General features: G+C 38.2%; 11 protein-coding genes. 10 read left to right on the top strand and 1 reads right to left on the bottom strand.

What is annotated here, in order from left to right:
- The first annotated feature begins 205 nt into the window (after positions 1-205).
- Entirely contained in the window at positions 206-1612 is a 1407-nt protein-coding gene (locus tag A5889_RS02340) for an NCS2 family permease (RefSeq protein WP_087640265.1), read from the top strand.
- Between the two features lie 212 nt (positions 1613-1824).
- Positions 1825-3021 (top strand): multidrug efflux MFS transporter, encoded by a 1197-nt coding sequence (locus tag A5889_RS02335; RefSeq protein WP_087640264.1) that lies wholly within the window; start codon positions 1825-1827, stop codon positions 3019-3021.
- A 281-nt stretch (positions 3022-3302) separates the two neighbouring features.
- Here the strand turns inward: A5889_RS02335 and A5889_RS02330 are convergent, their stop codons facing one another.
- Positions 3303-3494 carry a YjzD family protein gene (locus A5889_RS02330; RefSeq protein ID WP_087640263.1) on the bottom strand — a complete coding sequence of 64 codons (192 nt, stop codon included), beginning with the start codon at positions 3492-3494 and terminating at the stop codon, positions 3303-3305.
- Positions 3495-3602: 108 nt separating this feature from the next.
- Between A5889_RS02330 and dnaE the strand changes: the two genes are divergently transcribed.
- The 8 genes from dnaE (at position 3603) to A5889_RS02290 (ending at position 13841) form a co-directional block, all read left to right on the top strand.
- Positions 3603-6935 carry a DNA polymerase III subunit alpha gene (gene dnaE / locus A5889_RS02325; RefSeq protein WP_087640262.1) on the top strand — a complete coding sequence of 1111 codons (3333 nt, stop codon included), beginning with the start codon at positions 3603-3605 and terminating at the stop codon, positions 6933-6935.
- Positions 6936-7106: 171 nt separating this feature from the next.
- On the top strand, positions 7107-8069 hold the full coding sequence (gene pfkA, locus A5889_RS02320; protein WP_087640261.1) for a 6-phosphofructokinase: 963 nt from the start codon (positions 7107-7109) through the stop codon (positions 8067-8069).
- Positions 8070-8149: 80 nt separating this feature from the next.
- Entirely contained in the window at positions 8150-9907 is a 1758-nt protein-coding gene (gene pyk / locus A5889_RS02315) for a pyruvate kinase (RefSeq protein WP_087640260.1), read from the top strand.
- Positions 9908-10092: 185 nt separating this feature from the next.
- Complete coding sequence (gene adhP / locus A5889_RS02310; protein ID WP_087640259.1) at positions 10093-11112, top strand: alcohol dehydrogenase AdhP; 1020 nt, start codon at positions 10093-10095, stop codon at positions 11110-11112.
- Positions 11113-11440: 328 nt separating this feature from the next.
- Positions 11441-11953, top strand: coding sequence for a GNAT family N-acetyltransferase (locus A5889_RS02305; RefSeq protein ID WP_087640258.1), 513 nt, complete (start codon positions 11441-11443; stop codon positions 11951-11953).
- 27 nt (positions 11954-11980) lie between these two features.
- The gene (locus A5889_RS02300; RefSeq protein WP_207114542.1) at positions 11981-12136 is read left to right on the top strand and encodes a hypothetical protein; all 156 of its coding nucleotides are present in this window, start codon (positions 11981-11983) and stop codon (positions 12134-12136) included.
- A 205-nt stretch (positions 12137-12341) separates the two neighbouring features.
- Positions 12342-12644: a YlaN family protein gene (locus A5889_RS02295; protein ID WP_087640257.1), complete on the top strand. Its 303-nt coding sequence runs from the start codon at positions 12342-12344 to the stop codon at positions 12642-12644.
- 3 nt (positions 12645-12647) lie between these two features.
- Complete coding sequence (locus tag A5889_RS02290) at positions 12648-13841, top strand: FtsW/RodA/SpoVE family cell cycle protein (protein WP_087640256.1); 1194 nt, start codon at positions 12648-12650, stop codon at positions 13839-13841.
- The last annotated feature ends 32 nt before the right edge of the window (positions 13842-13873 follow it).

Genomic DNA, 13873 nt, shown 5'->3' with positions numbered 1-13873 from the left:
GGTTTAAAGTTAATAATTTGTTGAAAAATGAAATTTTCTAGCTTATACTTTATAAGTATTCATCAGGAAACAAGAACGAGCACTTATTATATTGATCAGCTTTATCGTCTGATTTAATCATTTTCCTGAGATATATTGAGTAAAGAGAAAAGCCTTGACTGAAAAGTGAAGAACTTGGATCGAGAAAAGGGAGAGACATAAGTAAATGGAAAAGTTTTTCAAATTGAAGGAAAACAAGACAAACGTTTCAACTGAAATGATGGCTGGGGTAACGACATTTTTTGCAATGAGCTATATCTTATTTGTAAATCCATCCATTTTATCACAAACAGGAATGCCGTTTCAGGCAGTCTTTTTAGCGACGATCATTGCATCGATCATTGGTACTTTGATCATGGGACTTTTTGCAAATGTTCCATATGCACAAGCACCGGGAATGGGTTTAAATGCGTTTTTTACATTTACAGTTGTTTTTGGATTAGGTTATACATGGCAGCAAGCATTAGCAATGGTCTTTATTTGCGGGCTGATTAATATTTTGATAACAGTGACCAAGATCCGCAAATTGATCATCAAAGCAATTCCAGAAAGTATGCAGCATGCAATCGGTGGCGGGATCGGTATTTTTGTGGCTTATGTGGGAATCAAAAATGCGAAATTATTGGATTTTACTGTACAAGCTGAGCCAAAAAATGGTGCAGTGAATGGAGATAGTATTGTTCCTGCATTAGGAAACTTCAACAATCCTGAAATTATCTTAGCCGTTATTGGTTTGGTTTTAACAACTGTTTTAGTTGTGTTGAATGTTCGCGGTTCTATTTTGATCGGAATTGTTGCAACAACGATCATTGCAATTCCGTTAGGTGTGGTTGATTTATCTGCCATCAACTGGCAGCAAAATTCTTTAGGCAACTCATTAGGGGAACTGAAGACAACATTCGGAGCCGCGTTTGGTTCAGAAGGGATGCAGTCTTTGTTTAGTGATGCTTCAAAAATTCCTCAAGTATTGATGACTGTGATCGCATTTAGCCTGTCTGATACTTTTGACACGATCGGAACATTTATTGGTACCGGACGCCGCACGGGAATTTTCTCAAAAGAAGACGAACTGGCTTTAGAAGACAGCAAAGGATTCTCAACGAAAATGGATAAAGCATTGTTTGCGGATGCTGTTGCCACATCGATCGGTGCAGTTTTCGGGACATCAAATACGACGACTTACGTGGAAAGTGCAGCTGGGATCGGTGCTGGCGGACGGACTGGCTTGACATCAGTAGTAGTTGCTGCAATGTTTGCTTTGAGCAGTTTGTTTTCACCACTGATTGCGATCGTTCCTGCCCAAGCAACAGCGCCAGCGTTGATTCTTGTTGGGGTAATGATGTTAGCTTCCTTCAAAGATATTGAATGGACTAACTTAGAAGAAGCAATTCCTGCATTTTTCGCTTCGATCTTCATGGGTTTATGCTATAGCATTTCATATGGTATTGCAGCTGGTTTTATCTTTTATGTGGTTGTAAAAGTAGCAAAAGGAAAGATAGCAGAAATCTCGCCGATTCTTTGGATCGTAAATGCATTATTTATTTTGAACTTTATTATTTTAGCGATTTTGTAGTCTTGATTTAGAGGCTAAGACAAAAGTCTTTAGCTCCAAGAAATAAGAAGGAGCTGCTTTTTTCCTGCCGTTTATATGGATTTAGAGAGCGAAACAAAACTGATTTTTAGTTTTGTTTCGCTCTTTTGCTTTTTATTTGCTGAAATTTTTTTGAGAGATTACACTTTTTGGAGTATAGTTAATAGTGAAGAACTTGTGAGGTGTAAACGGATATGAAAATTGATTGGAAAAAGAACTTGATGGTTGCTTGGTTGGGGTGTTTCTTTACGGGTTCCAGTATTAGTTTGGTCATGCCTTTTATTCCTGTTTATGTGGAACAACTTGGCACTCCGAAAAGTCAGATAGAATTATTTTCGGGACTTGCGATTTCGGTTACAGCTTTTGCTGCTGCGATCGTGGCGCCGATCTGGGGGAATTTAGCAGATCGTAAAGGACGGAAGTTGATGATGATCCGGGCTGCGGCTGGTATGACGATCACGATGGGGGCGTTGGCTTTTGTACCAAATGTTTATTGGCTATTGATTTTGCGTTTTTTTAATGGGATTTTATCAGGGTATATCCCAAACGCGACAGCAATGATCGCCTCGCAGGCGCCTAGAGAAAAAAGCGGCTGGGCTTTAGGAACGTTGTCGACTGGTGCCGTAGCTGGAACATTGATTGGTCCTTCGTTTGGCGGCGCATTAGCTCAATGGTTCGGTATGGAAAATGTCTTTATCATTACAGGAGTTGTCTTGCTGATCACTACGTTGTTGACCGTTTTTATGGTAAAAGAAGATTTCAAGCCAGTAGAGAAGAAAGATCTATTGAGCACAAAGGAGATTTTTGCTCAAATGGATCATGTATCTGTGTTGATTGGCTTATTTATTACAACACTGATTTTGCAAATTGGTGTAACTAGTATCAGCCCTATTTTAACGTTGTATATTCGTTCGTTGAGCAGCAATACAGGGAATATTTTGTTTGTCAGTGGTTTGATCGTTTCAGTAGCGGGAGTGTCTGCTGTGATTTCATCACCGATCCTAGGGAAGCTGGGAGATAAGATCGGTAATCATAAAGTTTTATTAGCAGGTCTGGTTTTGTCACTGCTTTGCTACATCCCAATGGCCTTTGTTAAAACACCTTTTCAATTAGGACTGCTCCGTTTCATTTTAGGATTTTCAACAGGTGCTTTAATGCCGTCGATCAATACACTGATCAGTAAGCTTACACCGTCTGAGGGTGTGAGCCGTATTTATAGCTACAATCAAATGTTCAGTAATTTTGGTCAAGTATTAGGTCCGATGATTGGATCAACTGTGGCGCACGGGATGGGCTATAGTTCTGTTTTCATTGTGACCGCCTGCTTTGTCTTTGGAAATATTTGTCTATCTTTATTTAATTTTCGAAAAATTTTAACGAAGAAATTGTAACTATCAAGAAGTGGTTTTTGAAGAAAAATGCATAGATGAAAAAAAGATGAATCAAAACAGCCTAGATAGTTGATTAAGTAGTCTGATTGTTGGGCTGCTTATTTTTATCACAACGAAAAATTAAGTAAAAAACCATTCCGTTAGCGAGTAGATCATTGAGAATGAGGATACAAAAAATAGACGACAGAGCCAATCAAACAGTGTATAATCGAGAGTATACTTTACTATTTGGTTGGATCGATCGTCTATTATCGATTGATATCAAAAGAATAAAAAATAATTTATTGCACTTGTTTTGTCGTCTCTTTTTTCGGTAGTGCAAATTGGCCGATCAACAGAATAACAAAACCGCAAATCAATGATATAATAGTTGTTAACATGAAATCATAGGTTCCGTTTGTTAAGGCACCGCCGATATAACCCACGACTTGACCTAGTATAAAGGACCACAACAATACAAGAATGTAACGCATGGCTCACACCTCTTTTCTAGCTTTTAGTTTAGCACAATTTTTCTAAATGTAAAGAATTTGAAAGTGACAATGTTGATTTAAAATGACAATATGAAAAGGAGATGTCTTATGCGCTTTCCACAGTTAAATACGATTACTTCTTATTCCTTGCTTTCTAGTACCATACGTATCCCGGAACTTGTTCGACAAGCTAAAAAGCTAGGGTACAAGACCTTAGGGATCGCAGACATCAATGTGCTGCACGGAGCCATTGAGTTTTATGAAGCGTGTAAAAAAGAATCCATCAAACCGATCATCGGTTTAACTTTAGAATATACTCCCCAAAAAGCAGAACAAGCAGCTAGACTTCTTTTGTATGCAAAAGATCTTCAAGGATATCAAAATCTAATGCAAATTTCAACGGCCAAAATGACAGGCGAAAAAGTTTTTTATATAGAATCAGTCAGCGACTATTTATCTCATTTGTATGCGGTGATGCCTTCAGATACTGGTGAAGTCACTGCAGCTTTTAAAAGAGGTGAACAAGAAGGGACGGAAACGCTGGCACAATTAGTGCAATTATTTGATGATGATTCTTTTTATATAGGAGCATCATTTACCAGCAATCCAGAATCAGATCCTGAACTGTTCGAATTCTATACAAATCAAAAACAACCGCTGATCGCTTTACAAGAGACACGCTATTTACATCGTGAAGACGGCTTTGCTCTAAATGTTTTAGCGCATATCGATGAAGGACAACAGATGTCGTTGAATGTGGAAGAAACAAAGATCGATGGTCCATATTTCTTAAGAAACCAAGAAGATGCGGCAAAACAGCTTGAGGTGAAAAGTGGTAGAACTGCTCTTGAAAATGCAGAACATATCGCTGCCTCATGTTCTTTAGAAATACCTTTACATCAACGATTGTTACCACATTATCCAATTCCTGATGGACAAGATGCTGGGGTGTTTTTAAGAGAATTGTGTTTAAAAAAGCTTCCGGAGAGAGTACCAGGATTTTCTTCTGTCTATGAAGCACGTTTAGAAAAAGAGCTGGACATTATTCATACAATGGGCTTTGATGACTATTTCCTGATCGTATGGGATGTTATGGCATTTGCCCATGAAAGAAAAATTGTCACGGGCGCTGGCCGTGGATCGGCTGCTGGCTCACTTGTTTCATATGTATTGTCGATCACAGACGTTGATCCAATCAAATATGATTTGCTTTTTGAGCGTTTTTTAAATCCTGAAAGACATTCGATGCCCGATATCGATTTAGATATTCCAGATAATCGCCGAGAAGAAGTACTGCTTTATGTTCGGGAAAAATATGGACATTATCACATGGCACAAATCGCGACCTTCGGTACAATGGCAGCAAAAATGGTCTTAAGAGACGTTGCCAGAGTTTTTGGGCTTTCGCAAAGTGAATCGAACCGTTGGTCAAGTGCAGTGCCAAATGCATTGAAAATGACATTGAATACTGCCTATGAAGAATCGAAGAAATTAGTTGAGCTGGTCAATTCATCTGAAACGAACCGCTTGTTATTCGATACAGCTAAACGATTGGAAGGACTTCCGCGTCACGTATCGACTCATGCGGCCGGAGTAGTCATCAGCGATTTGAATTTACTTGAATTAGTTCCGTTACAATCTGGAACAAACGATATTTTGCTTACCCAATTTACGATGAATGATGTTGAAAAAATTGGTTTGTTGAAAATGGATTTTCTTGGATTGAGAAATTTGTCCATTCTGGATGATACGATCAAAACAGTTAAGCGAGTCTATCGAAAAGAGATCGTACTGAATCAAATTCCTTTGGATGATGAAAAAACATTAGCACTTTTCAGACGTGGGGAAACAAGTGGTGTTTTTCAATTTGAATCAGCAGGAATTAGAAATGTATTAAGAAAATTAGGACCGACAAGTATTGAAGATATTGCTGCCGTCAATGCATTGTATCGACCTGGCCCCATGCAGAATATTGATCTGTTTATTCGCAGAAAGAAAGGGTTGGAACCATTAACTTATCCTGATGCAAGCTTAGAACCAATTTTAAAGAATACCTATGGAATCATTGTTTATCAAGAACAAATCATTCAAGTTGCTTCCCAAATGGCTGGTTTTAGTTTAGGGCAAGCAGATATTTTACGTCGAGCTGTTAGTAAAAAGAAGAAAGATGTGTTGGATGAAGAAAGAAAACATTTTGTAGATGGTGCTATCGATCAAGGACACGATGAAAAAACGGCAAATATGATCTATGACTATATTGAACGTTTTGCAAATTATGGGTTCAACCGGTCTCATGCCTTTGCTTATTCTTTTATTGGGTTTCAAATGGCTTATTTAAAAGTTCATTATCCTGGAGCTTTCTATGCTGCAATCTTGCATTCTGTTCGGCACAATCCCAATAAAATCAAAGAATATATTGGAGAAGCAAGAAAGAATAAAGTAACGATACTACAGCCGTCGATCAATACGAGCCAATATAGTTTTTATTTGACCAAAGACGATCAGATCATGTTTGGTTTCAGCTCTCTAAAAGGTATACGAAGAGATTTCATTCAAAATATTTTACAGGAACGCAAAGAACGAGGTGTCTTTCAATCATTCGATCAGTTCTTATTACGTATCGATCGTAAGTGGCTGAAGGCAGAAAATATTCAACCTTTGATCGCAATTGGCGCCTTTGACGAACTGCAGCCAAATAGAAGGCAGCTAGCGGTCGGCTTAGATAGTGAAATTCAAAATATTATTTATAGCGGCGGGAGCATGAATCTTTTAGAAGAAACACTAAAATTGAAAGAAGTAGAAGTAGCCGACTATACACTTGAAGAAAAATTAGAGCAGGAAGAACAATATTTAGGTGTTTATTTGTCAGGACATCCAACAGAAGAATTCAAAAAGACTCGAATTGCTAAACAAACAATGCAAATCAGTGATGTCGTAGAAAATCAAGCTGCCCGTTTGCTGATTTATGTCAAGGATGTTCGTGTGATTCGGACGAAAAAGGGTGAGCAGATGGCTTTCGTTGAAGGGGATGATCTGACGGGGTCATTGTCTCTGACCTTGTTTCCAACTGTTTTTAGATCGTTAAGGCAAAATGTGGAGCAGAATCAGGTCTATTTTGTTGAAGGAAAAGTAGAAAAGAGTAACTATAATCAAGAACTGCAGCTGCTAGTCAATAGGATCGAAAAAGCCAGTGAGATCGAACAAAGTATCAGTGCAACAACCTGTTATCTGAAAATAACAAAGGAAAAAGATCAAAAAGACATCTTGTTCAATGTGAACCAGCTGCTCAAACAAAATAAAGGAAACGTACCTGTAATTATTTATTTTGAAAAAGATGGGAAAAAATTGGTTCTAGGAGAAGAAAATTGGTTGACTGAGACGATTGAGGTAAAAGAACAGCTGATAGAGATTTTAGGAGCTGAAAATGTCGTTTTCAAATGATTTACGGTAAATAATACTAATTGTTTTCATCTTTTTTCAATTTTTTCTTCTTAAATCAAGACATTTTGCACTATTAATGGTAAAATGAGTGACGTAATATTTTTGAGTATTAATAACTGTGACAAAACCTGTTGCAGCTTAAAAGTATATTATTATGAGGTGAAAGAACGAATGAAACGTATCGGTATTTTAACCAGTGGGGGAGACGCCCCAGGAATGAACGCTGCAATTCGTGCAGTGGTACGTAAAGGGATTTATGACGGAATCGAAGTTTATGGGATCAACTACGGTTTTGCAGGCTTAGTGGCTGGTGATATCCGCCGTTTGGATATTGCAGATGTTGGCGATAAAATTCAGCGTGGGGGAACATTTCTTTACTCTGCCCGCTATCCAGAATTTGCAACAGAAGAAGGCCAGCTAAAAGGGATCGAACAATTGAAAAAATTCGGCATTGAAGGTTTGGTCGTTATCGGTGGTGACGGTTCTTATCATGGTGCGATGGCGCTGACAAAACGCGGATTCCCTGCTGTTGGAATTCCAGGTACGATCGATAATGATATTCCTGGGACTGATTTTACGATTGGATTTGATACAGCAATCAATACTGTATTGGAATCAATCGACCGTATTCGTGATACTGCTACCTCTCACGTACGTACATTCGTGATCGAAGTAATGGGTCGTGGAGCAGGAGATATCGCGCTATGGTCTGGAGTTGCCGGTGGTGCAGACGAAATCATCATTCCAGAGCATGACTTTGACATGGTCAATGTAGCTAAACGAATCAGAGAAGGCCGTGATCGCGGGAAGAAACATTGCTTGATCATTTTAGCAGAAGGCGTGATGGGCGGTAATGAATTTGCCGAAAAACTTTCTGAACATGGTGATTTCCATACTCGTGTGTCTATTTTAGGACATGTGGTCCGCGGTGGTTCTCCAAGTGCGCGTGATCGTGTATTGGCAAGTAAGTTTGGTTCATATGCAGTGGAATTATTGAAAGCCGGCAAGGGCGGTCAATGTATCGGTATGCTGGATAACCAAGTCGTTTCAGCTGATATCGTTGATACACTTGAAAACCACAAACATAAACCTGACTTATCACTTTATGATTTAAATCAAGAGATTTCTTTCTAATCAATATTCTAAAGAAACCTTGAGGAAAATAGATAAATCTTCATAATGTACAAACAAAATTGGAATAGGAGCGTTTGGTAATGAAAAAAACGAAAATCGTATGTACGATCGGACCAGCTAGTGAATCCGTTGATATGCTAGTAAACTTAATGAATGCAGGGATGAATGTTTGCCGTTTGAACTTCTCACATGGTGACTTTGAAGAACATGGCAACCGCATCAAAAACATTCGTGAGGCTGCTAAGATCACTGGCAAACGTGTTGCGATCTTACTTGACACAAAAGGTCCTGAGATTCGTACGAACGAAATGGAAAATGGCGCAATCACTCTAAAAACAGGTGATACTATTCGTCTTTCTATGACAGAAGTTTTAGGAACAAACGAAAAATTTTCAATTACTTATCCAGAATTAATCAATGATGTAAACGTCGGCTCACATATTCTTTTAGATGATGGCTTGATCGATTTGGAAGTAACAGATATCGACCGCTCAGCAAACGAAATCGTTACATTAGTTAAAAACGAAGGCGTACTAAAAAATAAAAAAGGTGTTAACGTACCTGGTGTTTCTGTAAATCTTCCAGGAATCACTGATAAAGATGCCGCTGATATCCGTTTTGGTATCGAACAAGGCGTTGACTTTATCGCTGCAAGTTTCGTTCGCCGTGCAACAGACGTTCTAGAAATCACAAAAATTTTAGAAGAAGAAAATGCAACACATATCCAAATCATTCCTAAAATCGAAAACCAAGAAGGGATCGACAACATCGATGAGATCCTAAAAGTTTCTGATGGTTTAATGGTTGCCCGTGGAGATATGGGTGTAGAAATCCCAACAGAAGATGTTCCTGTTGTTCAAAAAGAATTGATCAAAAAATGTAATGCTTTAGGTAAACCAGTTATTACTGCAACACAAATGTTGGATTCTATGCAACGCAATCCTCGTCCGACTCGTGCAGAAGCAAACGACGTTGCTAACGCTATTTATGACGGAACAGATGCAGTAATGCTTTCTGGTGAAACAGCAGCTGGAGATTATCCTTTAGAAGCAGTTCAAACAATGGCTCGCATCGCAGTTCGTACGGAAGAAGCATTGATCAACCAAGATTCATTTGCATTAAAACTATACAGCAAAACAGATATGACAGAAGCAATCGGCCAATCTGTTGGACATACTGCGCGTAACTTAGGTATCCAAACGATCGTTGCAGCGACAGAATCAGGACATACAGCACGTATGATCTCTAAATACCGTCCGAAAGCACACATCGTTGCAATCACATTTACTGAACAAAAAGCACGCAGTTTATCATTATCTTGGGGCGTTTATGCAACAGTTGCAGAAAAACCAGCAAGTACTGATGAAATGTTCAGCTTAGCAACACACGTTTCTCAAGACGAAGGCTTTGCAAGTGAAGGCGATCTAATCATCATCACTGCAGGTGTTCCAGTCGGTGAAAAAGGTACAACAAACCTAATGAAGATCCAAATGATCGGATCAAAATTAGTTCAAGGTCAAGGAATCGGCGAAGATTCAGTTATTGCTAAAGCAGTAGTTGCAAATACTGCTGAAGAAGCAGTGGCGAACGCTGTTGAAGGTTCTATATTAGTTGTGAAAACAACAGATAAAGACTACATGCCTGCAATCGATAAAGCTATTGCTTTAGTGGTTGAAGAAGGTGGATTAACTTCTCATGCAGCAGTAGTTGCTATTGCCAAAGATATTCCTGTTATTGTTGGTGCAGCTGATGCAACAAACCTTATTGAAAATGGTGAATTGATCACAGTTGACCCTCGTCGTGGAATCGTATATCGCGGTGCAACAACAGCAATCTAAAAATTAAAGTATACAATTACAAAAAGGAAAATGAATCGTGCAAAATGATTCATTTTCCTTTTTTATTATGTAGTTTGAACAAAATTTCAAAAATGATGAACAATTTTATCATTTGACTTTTAAATCGATTTCGTACATGGTAAAATGTAAATATTACTATTAATAATAAATGTAGGAGTGATCGTGTGAAAGCAGCTGTTGTAACAAAGGAAAGTAATGGAAAAGTAGAAATCAAAGAAGTAGAATTAAGACCGCTTGAAGCAGGAGAAGCTTTGGTGGATGTTGAATATTGTGGTGTCTGCCATACAGACTTACATGTTGCTCATGGTGATTTTGGCGAAGTGCCAGGACGTGTCATAGGACATGAAGGGATCGGGATCGTTAAAGAAGTTGCTTCTGATGTAGATAATCTAAAAGTCGGCGATCGTGTCAGTATTGCATGGTTCTTTGAAGGATGTGGTACATGTGAGTATTGCATAACCGGTCGTGAAACATTTTGCCGTCAAGTAAAAAATGCAGGTTTTTCAGTTGACGGAGCGATGGCAGAACAGTGTATCGTTAAAGCGAATTATGCAGTAAAAGTGCCTGAGGGATTGGATCCTGCTCAAGCAAGTAGTATTTCTTGTGCGGGTGTTACTTGTTATAAGGCAATCAAGGTGTCGGAAGTTAAGCCTGGCCAATGGATCGCTATTTATGGTATCGGCGGTTTAGGAAATCTGGCTATTCAATATGCAAAGAATGTCTTTAATGCTAAAGTAATTGCAATCGATATCAACGATGATAAATTAGAATTTGCAAAAGAGCTGGGTGCAGATCTAGTGTGTAATCCGCTAAAAGATGGAGACGCTGGTGAGTGGATCCAAGCTAAAATCGGTGGCGCACATGCAGCAGTTGTGACAGCTGTTTCCAAAGTTGCATTCAATCAAGCTGTGAACTCCGTTCGGGCGGCAGGGAAAGTAGTTGCAGTTGGGCTTCCGCCGGAAACAATGGATTTAGAAATCGTGAAAACAGTCTTAGATGGCATTCAAATCGTAGGATCACTAGTTGGAACTCGTAAAGACTTAGAAGAAGCTTTCCAATTTGGCGCGGAAGGAAAAGTTGTTCCTGTTGTAGAAACACGTTGTTTACATGAAGTGAATGATATCTTTGAAGAAATGGAGCAAGGTAAGATCAAAGGTAGAATGGTTGTTGACATGAAAAAATAGAGAGTGACATACTAAGTTCTTTAAATATCGATAAATGATGGAATCAGAAGTAGCACTACGCTATGCTTCGATCATATCAATTTCTAAGTATCAAAGATACTAAGAATTGAAGGACTTGGTTTCCGAAGCTTGACGCTTCTGTTTCATCCACATGTTATATTAGAGATTCTCATAAGTTAGAGCGAATGCTTCTAACTTATGAGAATCTCTTTGTATAAGCTTTTAAATGAATAAAATGGGACAGTGTCTTTGATGGATTCTTAAAATAGATTCTGTTACTATAAGTAGAAAGAATTTAAATACATAACGATTTGAAGGAGGCGATGATATGTTTATTCGTTTGAAGGAAAAACGAGATGTTGATAAGATCGATCGATTCATCAAAGTGGCCTTCGAAACGGCAAAAGTTAAAGATGGTGATGAACATCATTTTGTACAACGTCTGCGACAAAGTTTGGATTATTTGCCTCAATTTGAATACGTTGCTGAGTGTAATGACGAAATCGTAGGACATATCATGCTTACAAGAATTCATTTCGAAAATGAACAAGAGGAAAGCAAATTGCTGCTATTAGCTCCTTTGGCAGTGAGATTAGACCAAAGGAATAAAGGAGTGGGAGCCAGACTTATGGAAACCGCCGAGGCAGCGGCTAAAGATGCGAAAGAGAAAGCGATCATTTTGGTAGGTGATTCTGCTTATGATAACTGCTATGGTTATCAGCAAGCGAGTGAATTTGGTTTGTTGTCGGAACCAGAGATTCCAAGGGAATATCTTCTGATCAAAAAAATCGATGTAAGTGATTGGTTAAAATCAGATGGAAAGATTCTTATTCCATCGTAATAAATGAATAGACTAGGAGGAATCAAGATGAAAGATGGTGCAAAAGCTGGGATATCTTTTGGCTGTGCTTTGGCGATGGTCATTTCTTATGTGAATTGGCATAGTATCATTTGGGCAGTATTTCATGGGCTTTTAAGCTGGATTTATGTAATATATTATGTAATCGTTTATGGATTGAACTAAAATTCTAGAAGAAACTCATTGATTATTTGAGCAAGCTTGATAGATTTGTTGATCTTAGAAAAACAAAGAGAAAAATGAGATTTTTTCCATTCGAATTTGCTAAAAATTAAAAAAAGAGTTAAACAAGTGATTTTCAGAAAATTTCTGTTAATAATCAGCTAAATTATGCTATAATTACATAATTAAGATGGGAGGTTTAGTGCACATGGAATCCATTTCAAAAGAGTTCGCGATTCAGCTGTTAAATGATGACGCACAAAGGATCATGATGCTGATCCGTAATCAAAAAAATAGTTTATGTATTTCCCAATGTAAGGCTTTTGAAGAAGTCGTTGATACGCAAATGTATGGTTTTTCTCGTCAGGTGACTTATGCGATTCGTCTTGGCATTTTGAGTTCGACCCAAGGACACCAATTATTAAGTGATTTAGAGAAAGAACTTAATCAATTATATAGTGATGTTTATGAGGAAACACAAGAAAAAAAAGAGATTGGCAAGGAGGTCTAAACTTTGCCAAACAAGATAAAAAAGCGGCACCTGTTAGATTATAGCATTTTGATTCCATATTTGGTTCTTAGTGCAGTAGGCCTGATCATGGTCTATAGTTCGACTTCTTCACTGTTAGTTACAAAAGGGGAACCGCCGACTAGTATGGTCGTTTCTCAACTGCAGTTTTGGGTTTTAAGCTTAGTGGCAATGTTTTTTATTTACAAAATGAAAACCGCTGTTTTTCAAAATAAAGGCTTCATTATGCTAGCCATCACTGTGATTTCTGTTTTGCTATTGGCAGTTAAGTTTACGCCATTAGGGAAAACGATCAATGGTGCATCCGGTTGGCTATATTTAGGCGGATTTTCTATGCAGCCTGCTGAATACTTGAAAATCATGATCATTTGGTATTTAGCTTACATTTTAGGTAGAAGACAGAAGTATATCGACAAAGAGTTTAAAAAAGCTGTGTTCAGACCAATGCTTTTAGTTGGTTTTTTGATTGCCCTTGTTGCGATCCAGCCCGATCTTGGTAATGCAGCGATTTTGACGCTGATTGCGATCATTATGATTTTAGCTTGCGGTGTGAATTACATGTATACCTATGTGGTTGGAGGAGCAGGGATCTTAGGAAGTATTTTTATTATTGAAGCGTTGATTTTAAGTAAGGGTGCGTTTATTCCTGCGAAATACCAGTATGTTTACAAACGTTTTGCGATTTTTTTAAATCCATTTACGGATGAACGTAATGCGGGACATCAATTAGCGAATTCATACTATGCCATCAACAATGGCGGCTGGTTCGGTAAAGGACTAGGAAATAGTATACAGAAAAAAGGCTTTTTGCCAGAAGCACATTCAGACTTTATATTTGCGATCACAATCGAAGAGCTAGGCTTACTTGTATCGCTGATTATTTTAGCGCTTTTGATGTTCATGATAGCGCGAATTATTTTAGTTGGTGTTCGTTCGAAAAAGCCATTCAATTCTTTAATGTGTATTGGTATTGGTTCGATGTTATTATTACAAGTTTTCATTAACCTAGGCGGAATTACAGGTGTGATTCCACTAACTGGGATTACTTTTCCATTTCTCAGTCATGGAGGAAATAGTCTATTGATCATCTCCATTGCGGTTGCTTTTGTGCTGAACATCAGTGCGGATGAGAAAAAACAAAAAATGACCCAAGAATACCAATTATTTGGGAATCAATAAAAATGAAGGCAGTTAAATAGAATCTATTTTTT

This window comes from Enterococcus sp. 9D6_DIV0238 (assembly GCF_002174455.2).
GTDB classification, from domain to species: domain Bacteria; phylum Bacillota; class Bacilli; order Lactobacillales; family Enterococcaceae; genus Enterococcus_L; species Enterococcus_L dunnyi.
The sequence above is the reverse complement of the archived record's forward strand: the minus strand, read 5'-3'. Positions and strand labels throughout refer to the sequence as shown.

What these genes read in the sequence shown, in the direction of transcription:
- A5889_RS02330 (WP_087640263.1), bottom strand. Translation starts at nt 3,494, where the DNA reads ATGCGTTACATTCTTGTATTGTTGTGGTCCTTTATACTAGGTCAAGTC.
- A5889_RS02300 (WP_207114542.1), top strand. Translation starts at nt 11,981, where the DNA reads ATGAAAGATGGTGCAAAAGCTGGGATATCTTTTGGCTGTGCTTTGGCG.
- A5889_RS02295 (WP_087640257.1), top strand. Translation starts at nt 12,342, where the DNA reads ATGGAATCCATTTCAAAAGAGTTCGCGATTCAGCTGTTAAATGATGAC.
- dnaE (WP_087640262.1), top strand. Translation starts at nt 3,603, where the DNA reads ATGCGCTTTCCACAGTTAAATACGATTACTTCTTATTCCTTGCTTTCT.
- pyk (WP_087640260.1), top strand. Translation starts at nt 8,150, where the DNA reads ATGAAAAAAACGAAAATCGTATGTACGATCGGACCAGCTAGTGAATCC.
- pfkA (WP_087640261.1), top strand. Translation starts at nt 7,107, where the DNA reads ATGAAACGTATCGGTATTTTAACCAGTGGGGGAGACGCCCCAGGAATG.
- A5889_RS02335 (WP_087640264.1), top strand. Translation starts at nt 1,825, where the DNA reads ATGAAAATTGATTGGAAAAAGAACTTGATGGTTGCTTGGTTGGGGTGT.
- A5889_RS02305 (WP_087640258.1), top strand. Translation starts at nt 11,441, where the DNA reads ATGTTTATTCGTTTGAAGGAAAAACGAGATGTTGATAAGATCGATCGA.
- A5889_RS02340 (WP_087640265.1), top strand. Translation starts at nt 206, where the DNA reads ATGGAAAAGTTTTTCAAATTGAAGGAAAACAAGACAAACGTTTCAACT.